Source organism: Pseudovibrio sp. Ad26, assembly GCF_001623285.1.
GTDB lineage: Bacteria > Pseudomonadota > Alphaproteobacteria > Rhizobiales > Stappiaceae > Pseudovibrio > Pseudovibrio ascidiaceicola.
On sequence record NZ_LMCE01000008.1, the window covers coordinates 1 to 26,665 of the forward strand.

The window sequence follows — 26,665 nt, forward strand, 5'->3', positions numbered from 1 at the left end:
TCAGGTTTGGTAATACATGCGAGGCGGGGTCTGGCCGCGTCACGATCTAAAGCCGTGCTGGGCTCTGATCTGGGACCCAACGACCTCCGCCTCGCTACCATTCAAGCACAAAACAAACACACAGGGACCCAGCAAACCTCACGTGTTCTAAACGTTCAAGAAAACACACCCGTAAACAAAAGCCTCTCGACGGCTCCGCACCACACCCTCTGATTATCATCCTGGCCACTGAGCCGGGATCCATGGGACAGCAACTACACTTTCAGCCAGATTTATCGTACTCGAGCCTGCATTCTCGACGGATACTCATATCAAAATTGCATTTAGGATGATGACAGCGGGGTTCAGCATCCCAAAGGCCTCTGCCTCGCTACCATTCAAGCACAAAACAAACACACAGGGATCCAGAAGTGTTCTGATGATTTGACACGGTGAGATGAGGTGTTGGTTCATGGACTCTTGCAATGGAACATCTCGATTTCATTGCTCACCCGATATTTGAAGAAGGCTGGTTGAAATGCGTTGAGTAGAAGCGGCGCTTCGACGCAAGCAGGCAGTTATGACAACGAGAATGTGTGTGTTTTTATTACTGTTTTATGTATGTATGAAGTAGCTTACAAGGAAAACGCCTCTTTGTTTCAAAGGGGCGACATAGTATCCCGAACATGTTGTATTCAGATTGAAAACACGTTCGGATATAACGGCTTAAGATAATAATAGAATACACACATTTGAGGAAGTGATGAGCGATACAGGTCGAGAAATTTCTAATGTTGACATGGCTAATGAAAGTAAAATTCCTTCAGCACAATCAATAAACCTAGGAAATAATCAGGAACTTGATCTTAGCGGTCTTTCTGAAGCTCAAATTGCTGAATTGAAAATGCAACACGCATCTGGGCGCCTAAGTTTGATGGATAAAGCGACCGAGATGAAAGCTGACGTGGGCGCGCTTGACGCAACCTTGGCTTCATTTACGGAGCAAACTGCTAAAGCAACAGATACTGGCTCGAGTGCAACAATTACGCATAGCCAAACTAGTAGCATTGGACGCACAGAGATTGTGATTGGCAATACCGATAAGGCAGCTTCGGGGAAATTATCGCGGTCGGCTAAAGGTGAAGAAGATCGTACAGTGCTAATCGTCGGTATCATTGCTGTAGCCGTTATTGTCGTGGCTTTTCTTGCTTGGGGTTAGGATGTTCAAAAAGAGCTTGAAAGTAACGGATGCAGCGCAAATGAGAAAAGCTGCAAGGGAGCTACAGCTGGATATAGATGAGGCTGATCTACCTGCAGATGTTAGCGGGCTTCTCAGGCAGCAATTGGTTGTGGCTAGCGAGCATATTGAACAAGGCCTTTCTAAGGCGACAGCTTCAGTTCGTCACTTTTCAATGGAGCAGAGATTAGAAGGAAAGGGGTATTGCATAACAATAATTGCGAATAATAAATCCTCAAAGGGATGGCTTTCTAATGTGTTGAAATTATTGGGTGTTTCCTGAGATGGCAAGGCGGCGTTATAGTAAAAGAAGTTATAAAAACCGAGGATATAGTTACTCGTATGGAAGAGAGCGAGCAGAACAACATGTTAGGGAAGCTGAGCAGTTCTCAAAAGAAATTGGCGGATCAGATAAGGATGTAAAGGAATACTTCTTTTCACTGCCGGAAAGTCAAATTGGTTTAATCCTCTCTGAATATGGGATGAAATACGGGTCTAGTGCTGAAGAATATGCTCGAAAAACCTATTTAGATTGGAAGCAAGAGCGCCGTCGAATGTCAGGGTTAGTGGCAAAGCGTTTGTTTGAGTTTCTGCCACCGAAAATGCCATTGCAGGACAAATATAGACTTGCTGAAAATGTATGGAGGCATTTTGGGCCAGATTCTAGCCATTCTTTTTCTGTTGGGCCGAACGCATCTGTAAATGAAGTCGCTATACTTATTGCAAGCAAGCTAAATGCGCAGGTAACAGAATACGATATTCCTGAAAATGTAAAAAATAGATTTTCTTGGCTTTCACATGGCGATGTTGGAGTTAAAGAAAATCTACTGAACTACTTCCGTCAAAAAGAAAAAGAAGTCTGTGTTGATAAGATCAATTTAGAATTACCAGTGTTACAGAAACAAGTAAGAGAACATTCTAATGTTACCGGTCAGGTGAAATCGATTATATCAATCCATAAGCACAATATTTCAATAAGTGTTGTCGATGAACTTGATGACCAAATTAGAGAAGATCAAGTATCAAGTTTAACTTGCCCTTACAGGCACCAAAACACAGCTCAGGATTTTCCATGGGGATGGGTTATTGGGATTGGTTTGCTTATTATGTTTGTTATCGCTTCATCGAATTAACCAACACTCCCCCACCTGCAACAACTCCCCATTGACACCGCATGCATCTGCGGCCATCCTGTTTTTCGAGGCTTCACAACCTCTCCAAACAGCGGTTACCGCTCCCGATCGACTAGCGGATTTTTTGTGCCTGCTTTATAGGTAGCGCGCAAACCCTTTGCTATGAGCGGGAGGGCGGTGAATACAATACCTCCTTCGGGGGGGAATAAACTCGCCTGTCTGTTTGCAGGTTGTGAACCTCCCGCTCGCCAGCGGGCCGTCACAAGCTTGCTGTCGTCGCGGTCTTTCAACACCCTACAAACAGAGGGATTGAGAATGGACGACACCGCATGCGCATGTAGCGCCACAAACACGCTTCAAAACGAAATTGACGAAGTCATCATAGCCGTCTCGGATTTGGAAAATCTGGCTTATATGCAGCAATTAGTGCTGAATGAGCGGATGAAGGAATGCCGAGAACGCGATGCTTTGTTCACTCTGCAACAAGCCTTACGCGACCGACTGGAAGCATTAAGAAAAACCTGCGGAATACTGGAGCGGGTCGCCCATCCGCAGCCAAAAAAATCCAAACTATCGCTTCTTGAATAAGTCACTGTGATCGGTGCCTGAGGTGTCTGCCATTACACCCCGCACGATCACCTCTTACGGGCGCCCTGCTGGTCTGCGGCCCACCCTCCGCAGGCCAGCACTTTGCTCCAACAGGCCTCCAAACAAAACAAACCCCGCCATGAAAGACGGGGTTTGATAATATCCGGCGGACTTGCAGGCCATTAAGGCCGGCAGGATTACCTTGCTGGTCTACCAGCCGCAGGATTTTCCTTTGTTTTGCTCGTCCAGATAAGCTTGGAGCGGAGCAAAATATTCCAAAATAGCTGTCGCGTCGGCCTCACGGCTGCCGGTGAAGGCTTCAAGGCTGTCTTGCCATGGCAGCGCAGCGCCTGTTTCCAACATCGCGTTGAACTTCTCGCCGACTTCCTTGTTGCCATAGATGGAGCACGCCGCCAGCGGGCCTTCCCACCCGGCAAGGCGACAAGCCTCGCGGTAAAACTGAAACTGGAAGATGTGCGCCAGGAAATAGCGCGTGTACGGCACGTTGTTTGGAATGTGGTACTTGGCACCCGGATCAAACGCGTCCGCAGCACGGTCAACTGGTGCTGCAACACCTTGATACTTCTCGCGAAGGTCCCACCAACCATCATTGTAGGTCTCTGGAGTCAGCTCGCCGTTAAACACCTTCCAGCGCCACTGGTCCACCAGCAGGCCAAATGGCAAAAACGCAATCTTATCCAGCGCCTGCGCCAACAAGATGTTCGTGTTTACGTCTTCAGAAGCATCCAACGGTAAAAGGCCAATTTGCTTCAGGTACTTAGGCGTAATGGACAGGCTCACCATGTCCCCAATCGCCTCGTGGAACCCGTCGTTCGGGTCATCCTGATACATGGGGGACTGGTGGTTATAGGCGCGCTGGTAGAAGTTGTGACCCAGCTCATGGTGAACGGTGTTGAAGTCCGACCCCGTCACCTCAGTGCACATCTTAATGCGCAGATCATCCTTACCATCCACATTCCAGGCAGATGCATGACACTGCACATCCCGGTCGCGCGGCTCGGTAATCAACGAGCGCTCGTAAAACGTTTCAGGCAGCGGGTCAAAGCCAAGCGAAGTGAAGAACCCTTCCGCCGTCTTCACCATCTTCAACGGCGTATAGTTCTGTTCTTCCAGCAATTTGGTCAGGTCATAGCCCTGCTCGTTTCCGTCTGCAGCAACAAGCGGATAGATGTTGCCCCAGGACTGAGCCCACATATTACCCAGCAAATGTGCGGGGATTGACCCATCTGCAGGCACTTTATCGGCTCCGTAATGATCCACCAGCTTATCTCGCACATAACAATGCAAACTGTCATAAAGCGGCTTCACTTCACCCCAGAGGCGATCAACATCCTGACGAAAATCATCCGGGTCCATGTCGTATTTGGAGCGCCACATGGAGCCAGTGTCTTTAAAGCCAAGCTCGCTGGACCCTTGGTTGGCGATGGCGACCATCTCCGTATACATGTCCTTCATAGGCGGAGAGACAGTGCGCCAGCCCTTCCAAACTTCAAGCAGCTTGTCGTAATCACGACTTGTCGCCATGATGCGGCTAAGCTTGGAAAGAGACAGCGCCTCACCATCAATCTCATACTTGCCCGTACCGTAAATGGTTTCCATCTGGGTGTTGATTTGCGCAAGCTTCTTGATCTTGGCAGGGTCATTCTCAGGCGCAGGCAACGTCAGATTCAGCTTCAAAAGCTTCATCTTGCGGGCAAGGTCTGGCGGAAGGTCAAGGCCGTCATATTGTTTGGTTTGGTTGGCGAGAGAAACGTAGAGCTTCGTGGTGCGCTCTGACATCAGCGCATTCAGCCAGTTGGTGTCATAGGTGATGAAATTGGCATTCACCCAGGCAACGCGGCCAGCTTCCTCGCCGATCTCCTGAATGGCTTTTTCGGAGGTTTCAATAAACGCTCTCGCATCCTCAGCGCTAACTTTCTTCTCGGCATCAGCCAGCGCTGAACTCAGCGGAATGAGCGCAAATGAAAGTGCGGGTAATACAGATAACAACCGCTTCAAGGCAGCCTCCCCAACCATGGCATATTTTAGAGATTTCAGATGCATTTCTAATGCATAATCTCTCTGTTATGCCGTTACGGTAAGGGTTTTATCCTGTAAGTCTAGCCGTTTTACCGCGATATTTCTCCTATTTTTGGTTCCAACTAGCAAAATTATTGCATTAGCAATTTAGAAAAATCTTCAACGCTGAACCCGTTTCACGCACAAAGCCGCAATGCCTGAAAACGTATAATGATTGCGCTTGAAACCACGTTTTGGATGGGTGGCAGCTCCCTGCGCGAGTCGCAGCAAATACCGTGAGGGACATCACCCCTCATCATCTAAGTTGAACATGACAGACATATCCAGAAGACAATTGCTGCTCTCCGGTGCCGCCTTCTCTGCCGCCCCTTTCTTTGTTGGCCGAGCACAGGCAGCAGATACGGATGTTGTGGTTGTTGGCGCTGGAGCGGCGGGCATCTCCGCGGCACGCTCATTGAAAAGCCGCGGCTACTCTGTCATCACAATCGAAGCATCAGGCCGCATCGGTGGTAGAATTCTTACAGACACCGAGAGCTTTGGTGTTCCGTTCGACATGGGGGCGTCTCGCCTTCACAACAGAGCAAACAACCCGTTTGCCGATTATGGTATCGCCAACGGGTTTGATATCTATCGCGCACCTGATGAAACCCTCATGTATGTGGGTGATCGCCCCATAAACCAAAACGAGCAGGCAGAATTGCTGTTGGCACAGCGGAAGGCTTTGCAAGCAATGTGGCGTGCTGGTCGCAATGGGCTGGATGTCTCCCCCGCCAGCGTCATTCCAGATCTGGGCAATTGGGGCCTGACCGTTGATTTTCTGATTGGTGCCTACGAAATCGCAAAGGATCTCGACAGCTTCTCGTGTGTCGACTGGTTCTCAGCAGAAGGGGGCAGTGATTTCTATTGTCGGCAGGGCATTGGCGCGCTGTTCCAGCACTCTGCGCAGGATGTAGCGGTACAAACCGATGTCACCGCGGAGAAAATCCGTTGGGGAGGGCCGGGCGTACAGATAGAAACCAGCGAAGGTACCATCAGCGCAAAGGCTGTTGTTGTAACAGTCTCAACAGGCGTGCTGGCGTCTGGCGATATCCAGTTTGACCCACCGTTGCCGGTACGAAAGCAAGAGGCAATTGAAGAGCTTCCAATGGGTCACTACTTCCATGTTGGCCTGCAATTGAGTGAAAACATCTTCGGCACCGGTCCTGATGCCTACTTCAACTACAAGGTGGAGGAAGAGTTCAACGGCTCACCGAAAGCCTTTGGAGCGTTGACCAATGCAGGTGGAACAGGCCTTTGTTATTTCGACATGGGCGGAGATTTTGCCAAACACCTGCTCGAAGCTGGCAACAACGCTGCTTATGACTTTGTTGTTTCTGAACTGAAACATATGTTCGGCAATCAGGTTGAAAAATACATCATAGAGTCAAACAGCTACGACTGGCTCCATAACCCATACACTTATGGCTCCTACGCAGCGGCAAGGCCGGGCGGTTTCTGGGCCAGGGATGAAATGCGCGAGAGCATAGCAGATCGCATCTGGTTTGCAGGTGAAGCCATGAGCCCGGATGACTGGTCAACAATCGCAGGTGCCCACAAATCCGGCATCAGTGCTGCGCACGAAATTGCGGAAGTTATATAGATTTAGACGCGCGGTGGTGTTTGAACTTGGTGTTCTCGCAGCCCCGGAATTTCTGGATATGATAGAGGTGTAGTTTCTGTAGGGTTGCAGTGCCGATGACGGGATCAGCTGGTCATCGTTTATCCCTGCAGGAGCAAACATGACCAAAATCCTCATCCTCTACTACTCAACCTACGGGCACATAGAAACTCTCGCCAACGCAATCGCGGAAGGTGTTGAGGAAGCTGGCGTCACTCCCACAATCAAACGCGTACCAGAGCTGACGCCGGATGAGGTTGCGCGCGCGCACCATTTCAAGATGGACCAACCCGCCCCAATTGCTGAACCTAATGAGTTGGCAGACTATGATGCCATCATCTTTGGCACCCCTACCCGATTTGGAAACATGGCCTCGCAAATGCGCAGCTTTATGGATCAGACCGGCGGATTGTGGGTTCAGGGCAAACTGGCAGGCAAAGTGGGAAGCGTCTTCACATCCACAGGATCAGGGTCTGGTAATGAGACCACAATCACATCCTTCTGGAGCACGCTCGCCCATCAGGGAATGGTCATTGTTGGACTTCCATACACCTGTCCGGAAGTTTCAGACATATCTGAAGTGTTAGGTGGGTCACCCTATGGAGCTGGCACTGTTGCGGGAGGTGACGGATCTCTCAAGCCAAAAGAAAAAGAACTGAAAATGGCCCGCTTCCAAGGAAAACATGTGGCCGAAATTGCGAAAAAGCTCAGCGCCTAAGGCGCTTGAAGAATGCCCAGCAATTGCGGAGCGTCCTCAGCGACAAGAGCGTCGACAAATATTGCAAACTCCGCGATTGCAGTTCAATATCCCGTAAAGTTTCTTAGAAAATGCCCTTGACCTCAACTTAACTTGAGGAGCTAGAACGCCCCAAAACACCAGCAAAAAAGCATAAGAAAAAGGCTGGTCGGAAAGTTCTTGAAAGGAATTTAAATGCAAGAACCGGGCGCAAGCTCCAACAGCAGTTGGGGTGAACTATTCACGGGCAAACAGGCCATCGCTTCATTGATCCTGTCAGGCGGGATCGCATTACATGCAGTGAACACCTACATCTCAGCAACCATGCTCCCCTCCATCACCGCAGACATTGGTGGGCTGGACTATTACGCATGGAACACCAGTCTCTTCATCCTCGCAGCAATTTTAAGCGCAGCGGTTGCAGGCAAAGTCTTGCAACGCATCGGAGCGCGGAAGTCGTTCTTCTTTGCAGGTCTCGTGTTTATGACAGGCAGTGGCTTGGCAGCGATCGCACCCAACATGGCAATCATGCTGTTGGGGCGCTCCGTCCAAGGTGCTGGCGGTGGGCTGATCTTCACCTTCTGCTATTCCATGATTGCATTCATGTATCCGGAACGGCTCTGGTCTCGCGCATTTGCGCTGCTTTCAGGCACATGGGGCATCACCACATTGTTTGGCCCAGCCATAGGCGGTATTTTCGCTGAGCTGGGTGTGTGGCGTGCCGGGTTTGGAGTTCTGGTTCCCATCACAATCCTCTACATCATCGTCACGCTTTCCCTTTTGCCAAAACATCAGGAACAGAGCAGCTCTGTGCACCCCACCCCGGTTGGTCAACTGGGCCTGCTTGCAGGGTCTGTGCTCGTACTCTCTGTCACCAGTGTTTTTGAAGAGGTGAGCTGGAGCATCTTGGGGTTCATTCTTTCTGTTGCAATGATCCTGCTTTTGATGAAGCGCGAGCAAAAGGCCTCTACACGCCTTTTTCCCAAAGGAGCCTTGGATTGGGGCTCGCCGCTTTTCTTTGTATTTGCCAGCATGGCCCTGCTGATCCTCTGCGTGAATACGGAATTCTTCATGCCGTTCTATCTCCAGAAACTGTTCGCTGTTTCTCCGTTATGGGCTGGGTACATTGCAGCAACGGTTTCAATTGGGTGGGCTTCAATGGAGGTCTATAGCGCTCGCTTCACAGATCAGGCCATGCGCAGAGCGGTGAACATCGGCCCGTTCCTCATGGCCCTTGGCCTCATCACGCTGGCCATTGTCCTTCCAACTGGGACGGAGGGCAACATAATGGTGCTCACGGTGGCGACACTGGCGCTCATTTGTATTGGCGCAGGCATTGGTATTGGTTGGCCGCATCTGGGTGTATTCGCCCTTCATTTGACGCCAGATGACGACAAAGAAAACGCAGCCTCTGCTCTGGCAACGGTCCAGACATTCGCAGTGGCGTTCGGAACTGCGCTGGCGGGACTTATCGCCAATTCAACTGGCTTCAACAGCACTGATGGCACAGCGGGCATTGCCAACTCAGCGTTCTGGCTCTTCTCCAGCTTCGCAGTCTTTGCTGGTCTCGGCATATTCAGTGCACGTAAAGTCACTAATTGGCACGCTAATGCGGATCTGAAAGAAGCTGAAGCACACTTTTAACCACATGAAGTCAAACGGATTTATTGCCTTAAGTCGTGCTGACCTTCTCCTAAAGATCTAGCAATGCTTGCTTAAGGTAATAGTTAGAGTTCAGGTTGCCCTAAACGTAAGTTGGAAATCTCACTATGATACGTCCCTCAGATCAATATGAGGAGAAGTGCCATGTTGAGGAAGCTAGGAGCAGAATTTGTAGGTACCTTTGCTCTGGTCTCCGCTGTGTGCGGCGGGGCATTGGTATCCTACGCACCGGTTGAGTGGTATGGCGGATCTGGCCTGTTGGGTGTTGCTTTTGCCGTTGGTCTTTCAGTTGTCTGTATGGCTTATGCGTTCGGCAATGTGTCAGGTGCTCATTTCAATCCATCGGTGACCATCGGCCTTTGGGCTGCAAAGCGGTTTCCAACCTCAGATGTAATTCCCTACATCATCGTACAGGTGATTGGCGGTACAGCCGCTGCCTTGGTTTTTTGGACTATTCTTGCCCATGGCCCGGGTGACCCTTCAGGCTTTGCCTCCAACGGTTACGGAGAGCATTCCAACGGAGGCTTTTCTGAAATCGCAGTCGCGATCACCGAAATCACTGTAACAGCCCTCTTCTTGATCGTGATAATCGGGGCAACCTCCAAAAAGGCTCCTGCAGCGCTTGCCCCGCTCGCCATCGGCCTCATGCTGTCATGCATGCACATCATCGCAATCCCTATCTCCGGCGCGTCTTTAAACCCGGCCCGCTCCACGGCAACAGCTGTCGTCAACGGTGGTTGGGCATTAGATCAGCTTTGGTTGTTCTGGTTGGCGCCAATAGTTGGAGCGCTCATCGGGGCGGCAGTTTGCTGGATCATTGGCACCTGTGGCCGCGAAGAAACGGATTAACTGACAGAAATACCAGCGTTATTGAGCCTCCTTCCTGTCCAGAGACCAGTGAAGGAGGCTTTTCTTATGAACTCGCTCAATCCCCAACTAGGGAAAATCCCTCGATTTAAAACTTGACTATTATACTCATATTTATAAAACACTGCTAGAAACAACGTTTGCAAAACGCAAACACAAGCTAGCTAAAGCAGCGTCTCAGCCAGCCACTCCCATAAAAATTCAGACTGAGGCGATCATGTCCATTTCGCGCTATTCCCGTGCGGCCCTCCTGGCCAGCACAACCCTCTCGCTCGCCCTGATTTCTGCGAGTGTCTCGGCCCAAGAGGCTGCTCAGCAACAAGCTAATGAAAATCCAACCACGATGCTTGATGAGATCATCGTGAATGCAGGCAAGGAAAAGGTGGCAATCGATACACCGCAGTCCGTTTCTGCTGTTGGACAGGAAGAAATTGATGCTGCTCAGGCTTCAACGCTGGGTGAAATTATTGATGCTCTACCCGGTGTATCGGTCACCAATCCAGATGCAACATTTGGGCAAGGCTTCAACATTCGCGGTATCGGTGGCGCATTTGCTGCAGATGAGAGCAGAATTATTATTCAGGTAGATGGTGTCAAAAAGTACTTTGAGCAGTACCGCATGGGCTCTCTCTTCACCGATCCCGAACTAATGAAGCGCGTTGAAGTACTGCGTGGGCCAGCCTCCTCCACCTTGTATGGTGCAGGTGCAATTGCTGGTGTGATCGCTCTTGAAACAAAGGATGCGAGTGACTTTCTAACTGGTGATGACAAGTATGCGGTTCGTGCTAAAACCTCTTGGGAATCCAATGGCAACTCACCGTTAGCTTCCATCATAACGGCGGTGAGACCAACAGAAGACCTTGAGTTCCTAGCCAACTTCCAATACAGAAAATCTGGCAATTATGATGCCGCAAAAGGTAAGGAACTTGAGAACGGTGACATCACTTCGCTCTCAGGCTTGGCAAAGTTGGGCTACACTTTCGGCGAAAACCGCGATCAGAAGATTGAGGCCAGCTATCAGCACCTCTACGCAGATGGCAAAGACCTGCCATATGACCAGCTCACCTATAGTGATGCTTTTGGCCTGACAGATCGTATTGTTGATGACCAAACAGTAGCGCTTTCCTATGAAAACACTTTCTATGGCAATGATCTGTTAGATATTGAAGCGCAGGTTTCCTACTCAGATACTGAAGTTGATCAGAAGCATCCAGGAAACATCTATTTCGGTGACCGCGCCAAATACAGCTACACAACTTGGCAAGCAAACCTGCAAAACACGTCACGTTTTGATCTTTCAGAAAATGTTGAAACCTACTTCACCTATGGTGGTGAGTATCTGAACAGAGAGAGATTGAATCCGCGTTATAGGTCAGGTGGTGTCGTGCAGCCGGGTTCTGGTTCCCACCCAGAGGGAAAAACAGAGCTTGTTGGTGTGTTTGGACAAGCGGAGATTGTCATTGGAGAAAAGCTAACACTCACACCCGGCATGCGCATCGACTACACACGCCTTCAGCCTGGTGATGGTGTTGCTAGTGATGAAGAGCTGAAGAAGTTTGCATATTCTCCAAAGATTGCAGCGCTTTACAAAGTGAATCACTGGTTCGGTGTATTTGGTTCCATCGCGCATACTGAACGCCTGCCAACCGTGGATGAAACCTTCAGCAATGGCAATATTGTTGGTGGGAATCTGCAGCATCTGGACCTCGAAAAATCCAATAACTTCGAAGCAGGTTTCTCACTCTCGTTTGATGATACACTGCAGCAGGATGACGCAATCCGCTTCAAGGCAACGGGCTTTTACAACATAATCGAAAATCATATTTCGACTATTTTCGATGGAACATTTGCCCGGACAGTTATCACAGAAGAGGCTCTTCTCCGTGGCTTGGAACTGGAAGCAGCCTACGACTCTCCAAATTGGTACGGAAGCTTCGGTTCAACGATCACTCGGGGTAACGATACTTCAGGCGATAAGGATAAGTATCTTGAGAGCGTTGCTGCAGATAATGGCTTCCTGCGCGTTGGCTACAAATATCAGCCATGGGATGTTGATGTGTCATGGCGTATGGATGTCTATGCTCCACAAAATCGCACGGAAGATCCAAATAACAAAACTCCAGGATATGCTTTGCATCAGGCTAATTTAAGCTGGAAGCCTCAAGAAGGTGCTTTTTCAGGAGCTGAAGTCCGCGCAAGCGTGACCAACATTTTCGACCAGAAATATCAATCACATCTGAGCTCTTCCGAAGGCAAAGGTCGGTCCTTTAAGCTTAGCTTGGCGAAAACGTTCTAAGCCTCTCGGTGGTGTGCTGTGAGTGCAGCGCATCTGGCAATGCTGGTGAGACAGGTTTGCCTGAGTGAGGCTAGGCCTTCTGTGGCGGAAAGGTCGGGATCGGCGGGGAAGTAATTCTCCGCCGTTTTCTTTTGTGTTGCGCAATAATGCAAGATCAGCCGTGTTCGGTTTCCAGCATTTCAGCCCATGTTTTTGGATTGTCGCCATTAAGTGGGTTCTTCTTGGAGCGTTTGTACTTGATGGTCTCAAAGTGCATGCTCAGCGTATCTGCCAGCAACAAGCGCCCAACGAGGCCTTCACCAAAGCCAACGATTTCCTTGATCACTTCAAGTGCCTGCAGTGTGCCAACCAAGCCCGTCAAAGCACCCAGAACGCCTGCTTCTGTGCAGGTTGGGATGGAGCCAGCCTCCGGGCGTGTAGGGAACAGGCAGCGATAAGTTGGGTTAATGTAGTTGCCCTCATCATCGCGCTCAAATGGTTTCAGCAGCGTAACGGAGCCGTCAAACTGCCCCACAGCGGCGGTAACCAGCGGACGTCCTGCATAAAAACATGCATCCGAAACGAGGTAACGGGTGGCAAAGTTATCAGAGCCATCAACCACGATATGGTAATCGTTGATCAGCGCCATCGCATTCTGTCCGCTAATGCGTGTCGGATGCGGAACAACGCGCACATTCGGGTTCAGCCGAGCAATCGCCTCTGCCGCACTGGCAACCTTAGGCTCACCAAGTTTTTCCGTGTCATGAATGATCTGGCGCTGAAGGTTAGACAGCGAAACAACGTCATCATCAACAATACCGATGGTGCCAACGCCAGCTGCCGCCAGGTATTGCAGAACTGGTGCGCCAAGTCCCCCAGCGCCGATCACAAGCACGCGTGCGGCTTTGAGTTTCTGCTGCCCAGGGCCACCGACATCTCGCAGGACGATGTGGCGGGCATAACGTTCCAGTTCAGAAGCTGTAAGGGAAAGCAAGACGGACTCCAAAATTCAGAGCTCATCGCTCTAATTCATTTTTTTGCGTATCTTTATCCGAAAACCGGATGCCACTTATCGGCGATACGCCCTAACCGAGCATGCGGCTCACCAGTCGGGCTGTGTAATCCACCATGGGAATGACACGCGCATAATTGAGGCGAGTCGGCCCGATAACACCAAGAACGCCCACAACGCGCTGTTCACTATCGCGGTATGGAGACACGATCAAGGAAGAACCGGAAAGCGAGAACAGCTTGTTTTCTGAGCCGATAAAAATACGTACGCCCTCACCGCCCTTGGCAAGATCAAGCAGGCGGATCAGCTCACTCTTGTTCTCCAAATCATCAAACAGCAGGCGAATGCGCTCCAGATCTTCCTTCGCACCCACATTTTCAAGCAGATTGGAACGACCACGCACGATAAGCGTACCCGGATCGTTTTTATCTCCCCCCCAAACGGCAACACCTGCATCCACCACTTTGGATGTCAGCGTATCTAACTCGGCCTGAAATTCGTTTCGCTGCCGAACAAGTTCAGATTGCGCATCAGCTAGTGTGCGGTTTCTGATGATGGAGTTGAGGTAGTTTGAGGCCTCTGTCAGCGCAGAGGGCGGCAAGCCTGCAGGTAGATCGACAACGCGATTTTCAACCGAACCGTCCTCACTCACCAGTACAACAAGCGCTTTAAGCGGCTCAATCTGCACAAACTCAATATGGCGAAGAGTGGTGTCTGTCTTATTGGAAAGAACTACCCCCGCCCCGCGGCTCAAGCCAGATAGCATCTGACTGGCTTCTGTCAGCACCTGCTCCGGTGTTTTCTCGCTACCTTTAGCCTTCACCTGAACAGCAATCTGCTCACGCTCTTCTTTGGTCAGGTCGCCAACTTCCAAAAACCCGTCCACGAACAGACGAAGACCGGACTGTGTCGGCAATCGTCCAGCACTGGTGTGCGGAGAATAGAGCAGCCCATGGTGCTCCAAATCCGCCATCACGCTGCGAATAGAGGCCGGAGACAGAGGCTGCGAGAGCCCGCGTGCCAGATTGCGAGACCCGAGCGGCTCGCCGGTATCAAGGTAATTCTCAACAATGCGCCGGAAGACCTCACGGGAACGCTCATCAAGATCCTCAAGAGGGACAGAAGGAGGAACGCTCGTCACGGTATCGGTACTCCACATCAACAGCAAGTTTGGGCCAAAGCCTGTGTTCAATCCCTAGCACAGGACAATTGAACAGCCAAAACTCATTTTTAGCAGAAAATCGCCTCTCAAACCAAAACCAGCCTTTGCGCTAACGGCAATCCGCAGCTAAAAGATCGGCAATACCATTTGTGAATTTGTAGCTATTAAGCAACCCGAGGGAGCTTACATTGAACCGTCCATCCAAACGTACACCTGAAGAAATGCGTCCAGTCAGCCTGGAGCGCGGTGTTGCCAAACATGCCGAAGGCTCCTGCCTGATCAAATTCGGCGATACCCATGTTCTGTGTACGGCTAGCTTGGAAGAGCGTGTTCCGCCGTGGCTCCGTGGCCAGAACCGTGGTTGGGTAACTGCAGAATACGGCATGCTGCCACGCGCAACCCACGACCGTATGCGCCGTGAATCCTCCGCAGGCAAGCAGTCTGGCCGTACTCAGGAAATCCAGCGCCTCATTGGCCGTTCTCTGCGTGCTGTTGTTGATCTGGGCGCGCTGGGCGAGCGTCAGATCTCCGTTGACTGTGATGTTATTCAGGCAGATGGCGGCACCCGTACAGCATCCATCACCGGCGCATGGGTTGCTCTGCACGACTGTCTTAAATGGATGGAAGCGCGGGACATGGTCAAAACCGATAAGGTTCTCAAAGACCACATCGCAGCGATCTCATGCGGTATCTATGAAGGCACTCCGGTTGCTGATCTGGACTACATCGAAGACTCTTCCGCTGACACTGACGCAAACTTCGTCATGACTGGCAAAGGCGGCATTGTTGAAATTCAGGGTACTGCTGAAGGCGAGCCATTCTCCGAAGAAGAGCTCGGCCAGCTCATGGGTCTTGCAAAACAGTCCATTTCCAAACTGGTTGAGCTTCAGAAGCTGACGGTGCTGTGATGCAGGCAGACACAACGGAAAATCGTCGTCTGGAACCTGGCAAGCTTGTGCTTGCCAGTCACAACAAGGGCAAGCTGCGCGAAATTCAGGACATGCTTGCACCGCATGGCTTCGAAGTTCTCTCTGCTGGTGATCTGGATTTGCCAGAACCGGTGGAAGATGGCGACACGTTTGAAGCAAACGCTGCGATCAAAGCACTTGCTGCGGCAACGGCCACTGGCTTGCCAGCCCTTGCGGATGACAGTGGTTTTTGTGTAAACGGCCTGAACGGCGATCCGGGCATCTACTCCGCACGTTGGGCTGGGCCAGGCAAAGACTTTGGCGTTGCCATGCAGGCCGTGCAGGACAAGCTGACCGAAACGAACGCAACAGACCGGACCGCTTACTTCGTTGCTGTGTTGTGTATGGCATGGCCGGATGGGCACACTCAGTTCTATCGTGGTGAGATCCATGGAGAACTGGCATGGCCTCCGCGCGGTCTGGAAGGCTTCGGCTACGATCCAATGTTCGTTCCGGAAGGTTTTGATAGAACCTTCGGTGAGATGGACAAACAAGAAAAACACAAAACAAAAGAAGGCGAAGCGCTGTCTCATCGCGCCCGTGCCTTTGTTAAGTTTCAAAAAGAGTGCTTGCCGGCGTAATACGCGTTCCCGAAAAGTGGCTTCCAGTTTTCGGATAAGAACTCGTGCAAATGAGCTGGCAAACGCAAAGGAAAAAGAATGACTGTGTCACCGGTTGGCGGCTTTGGGATTTACGTGCATTGGCCTTTTTGTCTGGCAAAATGCCCATATTGTGACTTTAACTCCCACGTGCGCCACCAGCCGGTTTCGCAGGAACATTATGCCAAAGCTTTGGCAACAGAGCTGGCACGCTATGCGCAGATGGTGCCGGGTCGCACGGTTGACTCCGTCTTCTTCGGCGGCGGTACACCATCTTTGATGGAGCCGAAAACCGTTGAGACAATCCTCAATGAAGTTGCGCGCCTCTGGCATCTGCCGTCCACCGCTGAAATCTCCATGGAAGCCAACCCAACCAGCGTGGAAGCAACCCGCTTTGCAGGCTATAGATCTGCAGGCGTAAACCGCCTCTCCGTTGGTATTCAGGCGTTGGATGACAAGGAACTGAAGATCCTTGGTCGCCAGCATTCTGTTTCGGAGGCGATTCAAGCTGTTGAAATTGCGCGCAAAACTTTCCCACGCATCTCGTTTGATCTGATCTACGCGCGCCCCGATCAGACCTTGAAGGCATGGGAGCAAGAGCTCAATCGCGCTATTGATCTGGCCGCTGATCACCTCTCCATGTATCAGCTCACCATCGAAAGCGGCACCATGTTCCAGCGCTTGTATGCAGCTGGAAAGCTGGAGATGCTGGACCCTGATCTAGCCGCAGACATGTTTGATCTGACGCAGGAGGTTACAGCAGCACGCGGTTTGCCAGCCTATGAGGTCTCAAACCATGCGGCGCCTGACGCTCAGTGCCAGCACAACCTCATTTACTGGCGTTATGGTGATTACGTCGGTGTTGGACCGGGTGCACACGGCCGATTGACGCTGGAAGATGGCACCAAGCTGGCAACCTCGACTGAAAAACATCCGGAAACATGGCTAGGTTTGGTTGAAAGTCAAGGCCACGGCTCTATCTCTGAAGACATACTTGGTCATGGCGAGCAAGGTGACGAGTTGTTGTTGATGGGCATGCGATTGCATGAAGGCATTGACGTGCCACGTTATGAACAGCTCTCTGGCCGTCAGTTCAATCCGCAGAGATTGTTAAATCTGCAGGAAAACGGCATGGTAGAATGGGTAAGCAACACTCGCCTGCGTGCAACGCAAGCTGGCTTTCCCCTACTGGATGCCGTAATTGCTGAGCTGGCTTCCGATTAGCATTCCCAAATAAAATTCATTAGCGATTTCAACTTAGTGAAATAATTGCAGTCGAATTACTCGATTCGATTGGGGTATTAATTTACATATTGTGCAATGCAACATAATTGATTACACTGACATGTACCTCAGCGATGGTGAAGAACCTATTGATCTTCAATGCAAGTTAAGGTTGGTTTGAATTTCTCCATGAGTCTATGTTGCTGAAAAGGTATAGAGCTGTCTATACTTTTGCGGTGCAGCACTTCGGGCTAAAGTGTATTCGTGTTGCGGAAATCAAGAATTACATGAACATGAGTTGGCTGAAGCGAACGTCTTGGGAGGAAACATTCTGTGCTGTTCTACCACTTGTATGAAATGAACCATGCAGCGATGTCCCCTGTCCGGGCTGCAGCGGACATGACAAGATTGTGCTTTCAAAACCCGCTCAATCCCATGTCACACACGCAGGTTGGTCGCACGGTTGCTGCATCCTGTGAGATGCTTGAGCGCGTAACCCGTCGTTATGGTAAACCGGAGTTTGAGCTCGACACCACTGTCGTGGATGGCAAAGAAGTAGACATCACGGAAGAAATCATCTGGGCGAAACCATTTTGCGGCCTGTTGCACTTCAAGCGTGATTTACCTCAAAGCAGAAAAGACGATCCTAAAATTCTGATCGTCTCACCCATGTCTGGCCACTATGCAACTCTTCTGCGCGGCACTGTTGAAGCCTTACTGCCAAATCTGGATGTTTACATCACGGACTGGGAAGACGCGCGACAGGTGCCTGTAGCTGATGGCCGTTTCGACCTGGACGATTACATCGAATACATCATGCAGATGCTGCATTATCTGGGGCCAAATACGCACGTTCTGGCGGTTTGCCAGCCATCCGTTCCAGTTTATGCCGCCGTTGCCTTGATGGAAGAGAACGGAGACAAATGCGCTCCGGCGACTATGACGCTGATGGGTGGCCCAATTGACACCCGCGAGGCGCCAACCGCCGTGAATGATCTGGCCGTCGAAAAAGGTATCGATTGGTTCAAGCGCAATGTTGTCATGGAAGTTCCCTTCCCCCACAAAGGCTTCACACGACAGGTTTATCCGGGCTTCCTCCAGCTCTCTGGCTTCATGAGCATGAATCTGGACCGGCACATGGTTGCCCATCGCGATTTCTTCCAGCATCTGATTGAGGGTGATGGTGACAGCGCTGAGAAGCATCGTGACTTCTATGATGAATATCTCGCTGTTATGGATCTGACCTCCGAATTCTATCTCCAAACCGTGGAGACCGTGTTCATCGAGCATTCGTTGCCAAAAGGCGAAATGATGCATCGTGGCAAGATGGTTGATCCGAAAAAGATCACCGGCACGGCGCTGTTTACTGTTGAAGGCGAAAACGACGACATTTCTGGTGTTGGCCAAACCCAAGCGGCTCAAAAACTGGCTGAAAACATCCCATCCAGCCGCCGGTTGCACTACATCCAGCCGGGTGTAGGCCACTACGGTGTGTTTAACGGTTCAAAGTATCGTTCTGAAATCGCGCCACGTATCGTCAAGTTCATTCAGGATAATCCAAGAAACGTGCGTGCGGAACAGGTTTCTAAGCGGGCAGCGAAAAAGACCCTGCGCGAAAATACCTCTGAGAAAATTGCAGGCGACCCACTACGTGAAATCCTGCTTGCTGAGCCAAAAGGCGCTGCAGATGACCTGCAGTTGATCAGCGGTGTTGGACCTAAACTAGAGCGGGCTTTGAACGGCGCAGGTATCTTCCACTACTGGCAAATTGCAAATCTGACAGAACATCAGGCCGCGGCGCTGGACGATCGTTTGGATATTCGCGGACGCATGGTCCGGGATAATTGGGTTGAGCAGGCACGCCGTCTCAATGAAGCAGTGCATTCCAACTGAACGTAAGTGAAGATAACCCATCGTCTAATAAAATTTCATTCTATCTCTTGAAAGTAAAATAAAATCATCCCATCTCAAGCTTGTTGATTTGAGAAAGGGGTGATTTTAATGAATGTAAATGCAATAAAACCCTCCTGGAATCCTCTAAGTATTGCACTTATGGTTCTTGGATTCGTAGTTTTCTGGCCTCTTGGCCTTGCTATGCTTGCCTACATCTTATGGGGCGACAACTTTAATGGCTGGAAGCGTGAAGCTAAATGCCAGTGGAATCGTAGCAACTTGAAAAATACGATGGACAATATGCAAAATGCGACCCGCAGCGGTAATGCTGCATTTGACGACTACCGTGAAAAAGAGCTGACCCGCTTGGAAGAAGAGCGCAGAAAGCTTGATAGCATGCGTCAGGAATTCGATGATTACATGAACGACCTGCGTCGGGCTAAAGATCAGGAAGAATTCGACCGCTTCATGAGAAACCGCCACAACCGTCCAGGTGAGCCATCTGCTGGTGAAGCAATCTAGTGGTTCTCTAAGGTTCATAACAAGCATCTGGTGCTCTGCTTTCGCAGGGCACCCTTTTGTGCGTTGAGGATTATTCGCAAAGCAACACACGCGCTAAAGTAATTCGCACTGGTCGACTTTCAAATCGCCCCTTTCTCTGCAATAACGAGAGCGGTCAGTGCAATTTTTGAGGTGATATGGGGTTCTTTGCGACAAAGGTTTTGCCGGAGTTTATTGAGGTGGATCTGGGTCATAGGCCACTGCAAATCCGCCTGAAACGCAATTCCAGAGCAAAGCGCTATATCCTTAGAATTCCTCCCGGTGACCCAACACCTGTCATCACTGTTCCTGCCCGGGGCAACCTGAAGACAGCTCAAGATTTCGCCAACCGGCAAATCGACTGGTTGAAGCAAAGACTGGGTGCTCGCCCGGATACTATCAAATTTGAAGAGGGTGCTCGCATCCCAATCAAAGGTGTGCCGCACACCCTGTGCTCTTCCGGCAAGTTACGTGGGCTCGCGAAGCTCGATCTTGAAGACCAGACGGATGAACCGCTGCTGTTACTGCCCGGGGAAACACAAAGCTTTCACCGCAAAACCAAAGACTTCCTGCGCAAGTTAGCGAAAGAAGATCTTGAAGCACACGTGCAACACTTCACGAACAAGCTTGGACGCAACTATCACAGCATCACACTGCGAGACACCAAGAGCCGTTGGGGCTCCTGTTCGCATGATGGGAAACTATCGTTCTCCTGGCGCCTTGTGATGGCACCACCAGACATTCTGGAGTACGTAGCAGCCCACGAAGTTGCTCACTTGGTGAAACTAGATCACTCACCTGAGTTCTGGCGCGTCTGCGAGCAGTTGGCACCCCACACAAAGCAAGCCCAACGCTGGCTCAAAGAGCACGGCTCTCAACTTCACCTTTACGGACAGGAATAGCTAACCGCCGCCAAACAACCGTCCAAGCAGGTCCAGCGGACTTGTGCTGGTGTTGTTTTGTGGGCGCGGAGCTGTTGTTGCTTGAACAGCAGGCCTTGGCGGCTGTGGTTGCTGAGGGGCAGCCACAAATGTTGGTTGACGACGCGTAGGCGCAGTTCCAGGCTTCAACAATGGTGATGTTTCGGCAAGATTGATCGGCACACCTGGCAGTTTGGCAATCGGGATGCCCTGATGCTCTGTCTCCATCACCCAAGCCCAGATTTCTGCTGGCAGTGTGCCCCCACTCACCTTCTTCATCGGCTTGTTATTATCATTCCCAAGCCAGACCGCAGTGGTGAGTGAGTTCGTATAACCAATAAACCACGCATCTTTATAGCCCTGTGTGGTACCGGTTTTGCCACCTGCCGGACGTCCCGCCAACAAAGCACGTTTGCCTGTGCCACCATAGACGGTTTGCGCCATCATAGTATTGATTTCACTCAGCTTATCTCCACGAACAACGCGTCCTGTACCGTCACCGGAGCGGCGATAAAGGACTTTGCCATGTTCATTTCGAATTTGCCGGACCACATGAGGAACAACACCATATCCACCATTCGAGAAAGGCACATACGCGGAGGCAATCTCAAGTGGGGTAACCTCTGAAGTTCCAAGAGCAATGGACGGATTGGATTTGAGTGCAGATGTAATGCCTAGGCGACGTGCAGTACGCGCCACATTGGCCGGGCCAACCTCATGCGCCAGCTTTGCTGCAACGGTGTTGATTGAGAATGCAAGCGCTTGCGTCAGTGTCACATCGCCATAGTATCGTTTGGTATAGTTCTTCGGTGTCCAGCCCCTGTAGGTGACACGCGCATCCCTGCGGACAGTATTTGGGGTCATCCCCCGCTCCAACGCCGCGAGATAAACAAATGGTTTGAAGGCTGATCCCGGTTGTCTACGCGCATAAACAGCGCGGTTGAACTGGCTTTTCCGATAATCAACACCGCCGACAAGTGCGCGAATGGCACCACTGCGATTGAGCGTAACAACCGCGCCTTGTGTGACATTAAATTCTTGGCGGGACTCTGCAATCCGAGTGGTCAGTGCCGTTTCTGCTGCTTGCTGCATGTCCCAATCGATGGTGGTATCGACAATAATGTCCTCACCAATGGAACCCACGAAGCCGGGTAGCAACTCCATTACATAATCAGCAACATAATTGCCACTGCTGCTGTTGTGGCTTGTGACCACATGAGCTGGATTAAACAGAGCATTCTTAGCGTCATCAGCAGTGATGAAGCCAGCCTTGTGCATTGATGCAATCACCACCTGCGCACGACCTTCTGCAAGTGCAGCATTGCGTGTAGGTGCATATTTGCTAGGCGCCTTCAGCAGACCGGCAATGGTCGCCGCTTCAGCAAGGTTGATGAGATGAGCAGACTTGCCAAAATAAACCCGCGATGCGGCATCAACACCATATGCCCCAGCGCCGAGATATACCCGGTTAAGGTACATCTCCAGAATTTCGTCCTTGCTGTAATTCCACTCTAGCCACAGCGCCATCACCACTTCCTGCATCTTACGTTGCATGGTGCGCTCAGGCTTTAGGAACAGGTTCTTCGCCAACTGCTGTGTTAGGGTCGATCCACCCTGCACAGTTCGCCCGCTAGTGTAGTTGACAAATGCAGCGCGGGCGAGACCAATTGGATCGATGCCGAAATGATATCTGAACCGCCTGTCTTCGATAGCCATCACAGCTTCAGGCAGATACGTAGGTAACTGCTCCAAACGGACGGCCTCTCCGCCGGTATCCCCACGATTGGCGATCAAAGTGCCGTTTGCTGAAACGATGCGCACGTTAGGTGGGCGTTGCGGAACAGCCCACTCCGAAGCTGGTGGCAAATGCGCAGCGTAATAGGTGAGAATTCCGCCAACAACGACGATCCCCCAAATGCCAAGTACGACGCTCCAATACATGGAAAAGCGAAAGGACTTCCACAAAAACCGTCGAAACTTGCTTTGGCTCTTTGGCTTGCCAGAGGAGGTTGCTGCATCAAGAGCTGCCAGTGTCTGTTGACGTGCCTTGCGGCTAGGTTTTTTGGTAGGCTTCTTGGCTGGCGCTCCTTGCGCAGGTCTGGGACGTTGAGGTGCAGGTTTTCTGGCCTGTGCCGTTGGGTTTTGCGGTGAAGAGCGTTGCCCTGATGATGATTGCTTGCTTGGAGCGTTGGCTTTGCTCGGACGGCGAATATAATCTTCGACTTCATCAGGGCGCAATGCGACGCCCTGTAAGCGTGGTCGTTGAGGTTGTGCTGGGCGTTTGGGACGCTGTCCCTCAGGGTGTTGAGGCGGCTTGCCGGAAGGGCGTTGCCCGGGGCGCACTGGCCTCCGTTTTCTGCCATTTCCATTTTGGCCTGTCGCCATAACTTTAAAACACCCCAGTACCAATTACTCAAATTTTGGGCAAATATTGCCATGAAAGATTGAGCAAGCCTGAACAAACTCAGGCTGCTGACCGCTTGGGAGGGAGATCGCAACCTGGATACAAAACACGAACGATTTTAGGGAAACACGCTTAATTGAGCGTTAAGCTATTGGGGTGAATTGCGCGCAGTTGGCTGAGAAATGCCAAAAATATGTAGAGATGCTAGCGCTTCTACGCAAATAAAAAAGGGCGGAAACCCGCCCTCTCCATTTTGAGATACTAGTAGCTCTGTGATCAGCTGGAATACCGGCTGGCATCTTGACCATAGTAGTTCACATAGCGTGAGTTCAGCTTGGACACTGGCATGATGATCAAAACATCAGTGGTACCGAACTGGTGATCAACAACTGCTCCGTTACCGATATAGGCGCCAAGGCGTAGATATCCTTTGATCAATGGGGGCAGAGAGCGCAGCGCAGCGCGTTGATCCACTTGGTCCTTTGCAATGCGGTTCATCTCCACGTACTGGTCCGGCAGTGCTGAAACATGCCATTCCTCCGGCGCACCAGCAAAATGATGCAGGAAGGAAAGCTGCTCAGCAAGAAGATCAGGATCAGTACCTTCGATAGAGGCACAGCCAATCATAACATCTACATTGTGCGTCAGCACATAAGACCAGATGCCATGCCATAGCAATTCTACGGTCTTCTTGGTGCGATAAGGTTTCAAAACACAAGAACGACCGAGTTCCATGAAATTCAGATCACTGTGACGATCCAGAATCCCTTGAATATCAAACTCGCCTGCTGTGTAGAAACCGCCATTGAGCTGTGCAAGTTCCTGACGAAGCAACCGGTATGTGCCTACAATCTGTGGCTTGAGCTTGGAAAACGGCTTGTTTCGAACCTGGCTGTTGTGATCAACGACCAGCAGATGATCACAAATCTCATCATAACTGTCACGGTCAAGCCGCGACAACTGCGTTTGTGCATCTGCAATTGCAGACATTTCTTCGTAAAACACTTCGTAGCGTAAACGTTGAGATTGCTTGAGTTCTTTGGCTCCGTTGGAAAGACGAACCTCGAGTGGTCCGACTTTGCCAAGGCTTTGTCCTGCCTCCGGCATTTTTCCAAGCATTGCCTGAGGGATCCACCGCGGCGCAGGTCGCCCTGACAGCTTACTCGGTGTGAACTTTTTTAGGACTTTCATCGGGGAAATATGTCCAGATCCAGCCATACTATTATTATCTCATATTGCTTAGGTGTTTAAGAAACATTGCAATAATGAGAACGCCTTTCTGAATTTGCACCAATTGAGTCACCCATGTCAATTTTGGGTAGTCAATCTGTGATATAAGCCCATTTTAGGACAGTTGAGTGACACAACACCAACATTTACCCGCGTAACGACGCTCACATTTGCTAAACAATGCTGCGGTCGCGGTTAATCTGAGTATAACAACCGCCTCGTGATATTGAACAGGCTAAATATACCGAGCTATCTCTTAGCATAGCGTTTTAAAACAGCCTCGAGATCCTGCTTTTTTAGGGGTTTGCTTAAAAAACCGTCTGCTCCGGCCTTAAGAGCCTCTTCTTTTGCCTCCGGCATAACATCTGCTGAAACAACATAAATTGGCACTTGCGACGCAGATTTGTCTTCCCTGCCTCTAATTTTGGAGATGGCTTCAAGTCCATCCAGACCGGGCATGTGCAGATCCATAAGCACAATATCAAATGTGCCGCTGGCACAGAGCGAAACAGCCTTATGCCCATCCTCCGCAAGCTCTGATCTGTGGCCCAGTTTGTCCAGTAGTGCTTGAACCAGCATCCAGTTAATTGGATTATCTTCGGCCACTAACACATTGAGATTTGTGTTTTGGCCTTGCTGTATAGGCGCCACCTCTTCTTCTGTTACATCGCTATCAACCTCATCTGTCAGCAGCGAGCCTGGTGAAAGCACCCGAAGCAGTGAGCTGCGACGAACAGGACGGGTCAAGTAGCCAGAAAACTCCCCGGTCTTGATGTCGGCAATCCGTGCCCGCTCCTGAGGTTTAATGAGGACAAAGATCTCTGGCGCACTCTCAGATTGCTGCCCATAGAAATTGCGAATGCGTTCCACATATTCTTCACCAACAAGCAAACGGTCAAAATGTGGCGTTAGAGGCAATTCTTCGAGTTCGTCTACTTGCAGAACCTTGGTGTGAATGAACCCGCTGGTGCTGAGCGTTTTATGGACAAGGCTGGCTTCAATCTGATTGCTGGTTACGATCGCGATGCGATCTTCATGACTTTCGGCAGGGTCAGCAGAAATCTCATCAACAGGCATCTCAAGAAGGAAGGTGGAGCCGCAACCCAACTGACTCTGAACGGTGAGTGAACTTCCCATTAGCTCAGCCAGCCGTTTGGAAATTGCCAGACCCAGGCCTGCTCCATCGAACTTGCGATCGCGGCCATACTCACCCTGTTCAAATTCCCGGAAGATGCGAGCTGCGGTGATTTCATCCATGCCAGGGCCAGTATCTTGAACACAGAACTCCAGCAAATGATGGCCTGTGGTATCAGTAGCGACTTGCAGGACTAATGAAACACCGCCCTCTTCTGTAAATTTGATCGCGTTTCCAACCAGATTGTATAGGACTTGCTGCAACCGTGCAGGGTCGCTCTGGATGGTATCTGGAACGGATGGATTGATAAATGAACCAATCTGCAACCCCTTTGCATGAGCTTTGGGAGAGAGCAACTCCACAACGCGCTCCACTAGCGGAGTAAGCTCAACACTGCCAGTTTCCAATTCCAGCTTACCCGCTTCGATCTTGGAGTAATCAAGAACCTCATCAATAAGCATCAAAAGCGTAGAGCCTGAGGTTCTGATCGCATTAATGTAGTTTTGCTGCTCTGCAGTGGTTGTCGTGTCATCCAACAAATCTGCCATGCCCAAGACGCCGTTTAAGGGCGTTCGAATTTCGTGACTGACCATCGCAAGAAAACGAGATTTTGCCTCACTGGCATTTGCTGCATGGTCACGATCTTCGCGCAACTTTTGCTCAGCTTGTCGCCTGTCAGTGACATCCGTGAGGATCCACTGAATGATCGGAGCTCCACCGCCGCCATCGCGAATGCTCAGGCGCAGGAGTGAATACCAGCGGGTGCCGTGTTTTGTGCGCAAAGCAACGTCTTCGGTTGCTCCAGCCGCCCCTTCCTCAAGGTCGGGTGTGAAGTCTTCAGCATAGGGCAGATGAATAGCCCGTCCGATTTCAACACCAAATCCAGTGGGAAAATTGCGTTTGCCTGCATCATTCACGGAAAGCACCAGGCCTTCGCTGTCACAACGGATCACGATGGCGCCCAGCGCATCCAGAATAGAGCGGTGCCGATCATCCGCTTCGCGCAGTTGCCAGTCAGCATCACTAGCTAATTCGGATGGATCTTCAAGTTGTTCAACTTCACTGCGGATCTGAGCTGTTTTCCAACTTTGTGCAATAACATCACTTGCCGGAAATCGCCGAAACAAAACGGCACCAGCCCCAAAGGCAAGCAACACAACATAGAGGCTTTGTGCAGATCGCCAATCAGTCAGCAGCAGCGCAATCAGCAAGCATATAACGCCGACAAAAATAGAGAGACTCTTTAGAACAAAGGAGGATTTTTCGGTGATTTCGCTTTGCTTAATCAGAGACACACGGGCCTGAGTAACAACATGGGTGCTCTCCTCAGTTTTTAGTCTCCGTTTCAACACTGCTTTTGCTCCACCCGAACTATTTCGGTAAATCAGTAAAATTCAATTGGTA

General features: G+C 50.7%; 21 protein-coding genes. 15 read left to right on the plus strand and 6 right to left on the minus strand.

Annotated features, from left to right (window positions below):
* Window positions 1-742 precede the first annotated feature (742 nt).
* The 4 genes from PsAD26_RS01595 to PsAD26_RS01610 all read left to right on the plus strand — a co-directional run bounded on the left by PsAD26_RS01595 (window position 743) and on the right by PsAD26_RS01610 (window position 2,937).
* Complete coding sequence (locus tag PsAD26_RS01595) at window positions 743-1,198, plus strand: hypothetical protein (protein WP_063309019.1); 456 nt, start codon at window positions 743-745, stop codon at window positions 1,196-1,198.
* A gap of 1 nt (window position 1,199) precedes the next feature.
* Complete coding sequence (locus tag PsAD26_RS01600; protein ID WP_063309020.1) at window positions 1,200-1,499, plus strand: hypothetical protein; 300 nt, start codon at window positions 1,200-1,202, stop codon at window positions 1,497-1,499.
* Between the two features lies 1 nt (window position 1,500).
* Window positions 1,501-2,349, plus strand: coding sequence for a hypothetical protein (locus PsAD26_RS01605; protein ID WP_063309021.1), 849 nt, complete (start codon window positions 1,501-1,503; stop codon window positions 2,347-2,349).
* Window positions 2,350-2,664: 315 nt separating this feature from the next.
* Window positions 2,665-2,937 carry a hypothetical protein gene (locus PsAD26_RS01610; protein WP_063300385.1) on the plus strand — a complete coding sequence of 91 codons (273 nt, stop codon included), beginning with the start codon at window positions 2,665-2,667 and terminating at the stop codon, window positions 2,935-2,937.
* A gap of 210 nt (window positions 2,938-3,147) precedes the next feature.
* Here PsAD26_RS01610 and PsAD26_RS01615 read toward each other — a convergent pair whose 3' ends face one another.
* On the minus strand, window positions 3,148-4,956 hold the full coding sequence (locus tag PsAD26_RS01615; RefSeq protein WP_206599982.1) for a M2 family metallopeptidase: 1,809 nt from the start codon (window positions 4,954-4,956) through the stop codon (window positions 3,148-3,150).
* Between the two features lie 331 nt (window positions 4,957-5,287).
* On the opposite strand from PsAD26_RS01615, the gene PsAD26_RS01620 reads away from it, so the two are divergent.
* From PsAD26_RS01620 to PsAD26_RS01640, 5 genes are all read left to right on the plus strand, one after another.
* The gene (locus PsAD26_RS01620) at window positions 5,288-6,616 is read left to right on the plus strand and encodes an NAD(P)/FAD-dependent oxidoreductase (protein ID WP_063309022.1); all 1,329 of its coding nucleotides are present in this window, start codon (window positions 5,288-5,290) and stop codon (window positions 6,614-6,616) included.
* Between the two features lie 139 nt (window positions 6,617-6,755).
* The gene (wrbA, locus tag PsAD26_RS01625; RefSeq protein ID WP_063309023.1) at window positions 6,756-7,352 is read left to right on the plus strand and encodes an NAD(P)H:quinone oxidoreductase; all 597 of its coding nucleotides are present in this window, start codon (window positions 6,756-6,758) and stop codon (window positions 7,350-7,352) included.
* Window positions 7,353-7,565: 213 nt separating this feature from the next.
* The gene (locus PsAD26_RS01630; protein ID WP_063309024.1) at window positions 7,566-9,014 is read left to right on the plus strand and encodes an MFS transporter; all 1,449 of its coding nucleotides are present in this window, start codon (window positions 7,566-7,568) and stop codon (window positions 9,012-9,014) included.
* Window positions 9,015-9,161: 147 nt separating this feature from the next.
* Window positions 9,162-9,881: an aquaporin Z gene (aqpZ, locus tag PsAD26_RS01635; RefSeq protein WP_343228966.1), complete on the plus strand. Its 720-nt coding sequence runs from the start codon at window positions 9,162-9,164 to the stop codon at window positions 9,879-9,881.
* Window positions 9,882-10,116: 235 nt separating this feature from the next.
* Complete coding sequence (locus PsAD26_RS01640) at window positions 10,117-12,195, plus strand: TonB-dependent receptor (RefSeq protein WP_063309026.1); 2,079 nt, start codon at window positions 10,117-10,119, stop codon at window positions 12,193-12,195.
* A 154-nt stretch (window positions 12,196-12,349) separates the two neighbouring features.
* Here the strand turns inward: PsAD26_RS01640 and PsAD26_RS01645 are convergent, their stop codons facing one another.
* A complete protein-coding gene (locus PsAD26_RS01645; RefSeq protein ID WP_063309153.1) occupies window positions 12,350-13,168 on the minus strand; it encodes a molybdopterin-synthase adenylyltransferase MoeB in 819 nt (272 codons plus the stop codon).
* A 91-nt stretch (window positions 13,169-13,259) separates the two neighbouring features.
* Entirely contained in the window at window positions 13,260-14,345 is a 1,086-nt protein-coding gene (gene hrcA, locus PsAD26_RS01650; protein ID WP_063309027.1) for a heat-inducible transcriptional repressor HrcA, read from the minus strand.
* A gap of 191 nt (window positions 14,346-14,536) precedes the next feature.
* On the opposite strand from hrcA, the gene rph reads away from it, so the two are divergent.
* The 6 genes from rph to PsAD26_RS01680 all read left to right on the plus strand — a co-directional run bounded on the left by rph (window position 14,537) and on the right by PsAD26_RS01680 (window position 20,474).
* Window positions 14,537-15,256, plus strand: a complete 720-nt coding sequence (gene rph / locus PsAD26_RS01655) for a ribonuclease PH (RefSeq protein WP_082596820.1) — start codon at window positions 14,537-14,539, stop codon at window positions 15,254-15,256.
* Window positions 15,256-15,897, plus strand: a complete 642-nt coding sequence (gene rdgB / locus PsAD26_RS01660; protein ID WP_063294690.1) for an RdgB/HAM1 family non-canonical purine NTP pyrophosphatase — start codon at window positions 15,256-15,258, stop codon at window positions 15,895-15,897. Before rph ends, rdgB begins: the two co-directional genes overlap by 1 nt.
* 78 nt (window positions 15,898-15,975) lie before the next feature.
* Complete coding sequence (gene hemW, locus PsAD26_RS01665) at window positions 15,976-17,139, plus strand: radical SAM family heme chaperone HemW (RefSeq protein WP_063309028.1); 1,164 nt, start codon at window positions 15,976-15,978, stop codon at window positions 17,137-17,139.
* Between the two features lie 333 nt (window positions 17,140-17,472).
* Window positions 17,473-19,032 carry a polyhydroxyalkanoate depolymerase gene (phaZ, locus tag PsAD26_RS01670; protein WP_084403534.1) on the plus strand — a complete coding sequence of 520 codons (1,560 nt, stop codon included), beginning with the start codon at window positions 17,473-17,475 and terminating at the stop codon, window positions 19,030-19,032.
* A gap of 108 nt (window positions 19,033-19,140) precedes the next feature.
* Window positions 19,141-19,554, plus strand: a complete 414-nt coding sequence (locus PsAD26_RS01675; protein ID WP_063294363.1) for a DUF2852 domain-containing protein — start codon at window positions 19,141-19,143, stop codon at window positions 19,552-19,554.
* A gap of 176 nt (window positions 19,555-19,730) precedes the next feature.
* Window positions 19,731-20,474, plus strand: coding sequence for a SprT family zinc-dependent metalloprotease (locus tag PsAD26_RS01680; protein ID WP_063309029.1), 744 nt, complete (start codon window positions 19,731-19,733; stop codon window positions 20,472-20,474).
* Here PsAD26_RS01680 and PsAD26_RS01685 read toward each other — a convergent pair whose 3' ends face one another.
* From PsAD26_RS01685 to PsAD26_RS01695, 3 genes are all read right to left on the minus strand, one after another.
* Window positions 20,475-22,877 carry a PBP1A family penicillin-binding protein gene (locus PsAD26_RS01685; RefSeq protein ID WP_244278125.1) on the minus strand — a complete coding sequence of 801 codons (2,403 nt, stop codon included), beginning with the start codon at window positions 22,875-22,877 and terminating at the stop codon, window positions 20,475-20,477.
* A gap of 295 nt (window positions 22,878-23,172) precedes the next feature.
* Entirely contained in the window at window positions 23,173-24,015 is an 843-nt protein-coding gene (locus PsAD26_RS01690) for a GNAT family N-acyltransferase (RefSeq protein ID WP_153041441.1), read from the minus strand.
* A gap of 360 nt (window positions 24,016-24,375) precedes the next feature.
* Entirely contained in the window at window positions 24,376-26,610 is a 2,235-nt protein-coding gene (locus PsAD26_RS01695) for a PAS domain-containing hybrid sensor histidine kinase/response regulator (protein WP_208985458.1), read from the minus strand.
* Window positions 26,611-26,665 lie beyond the last annotated feature (55 nt).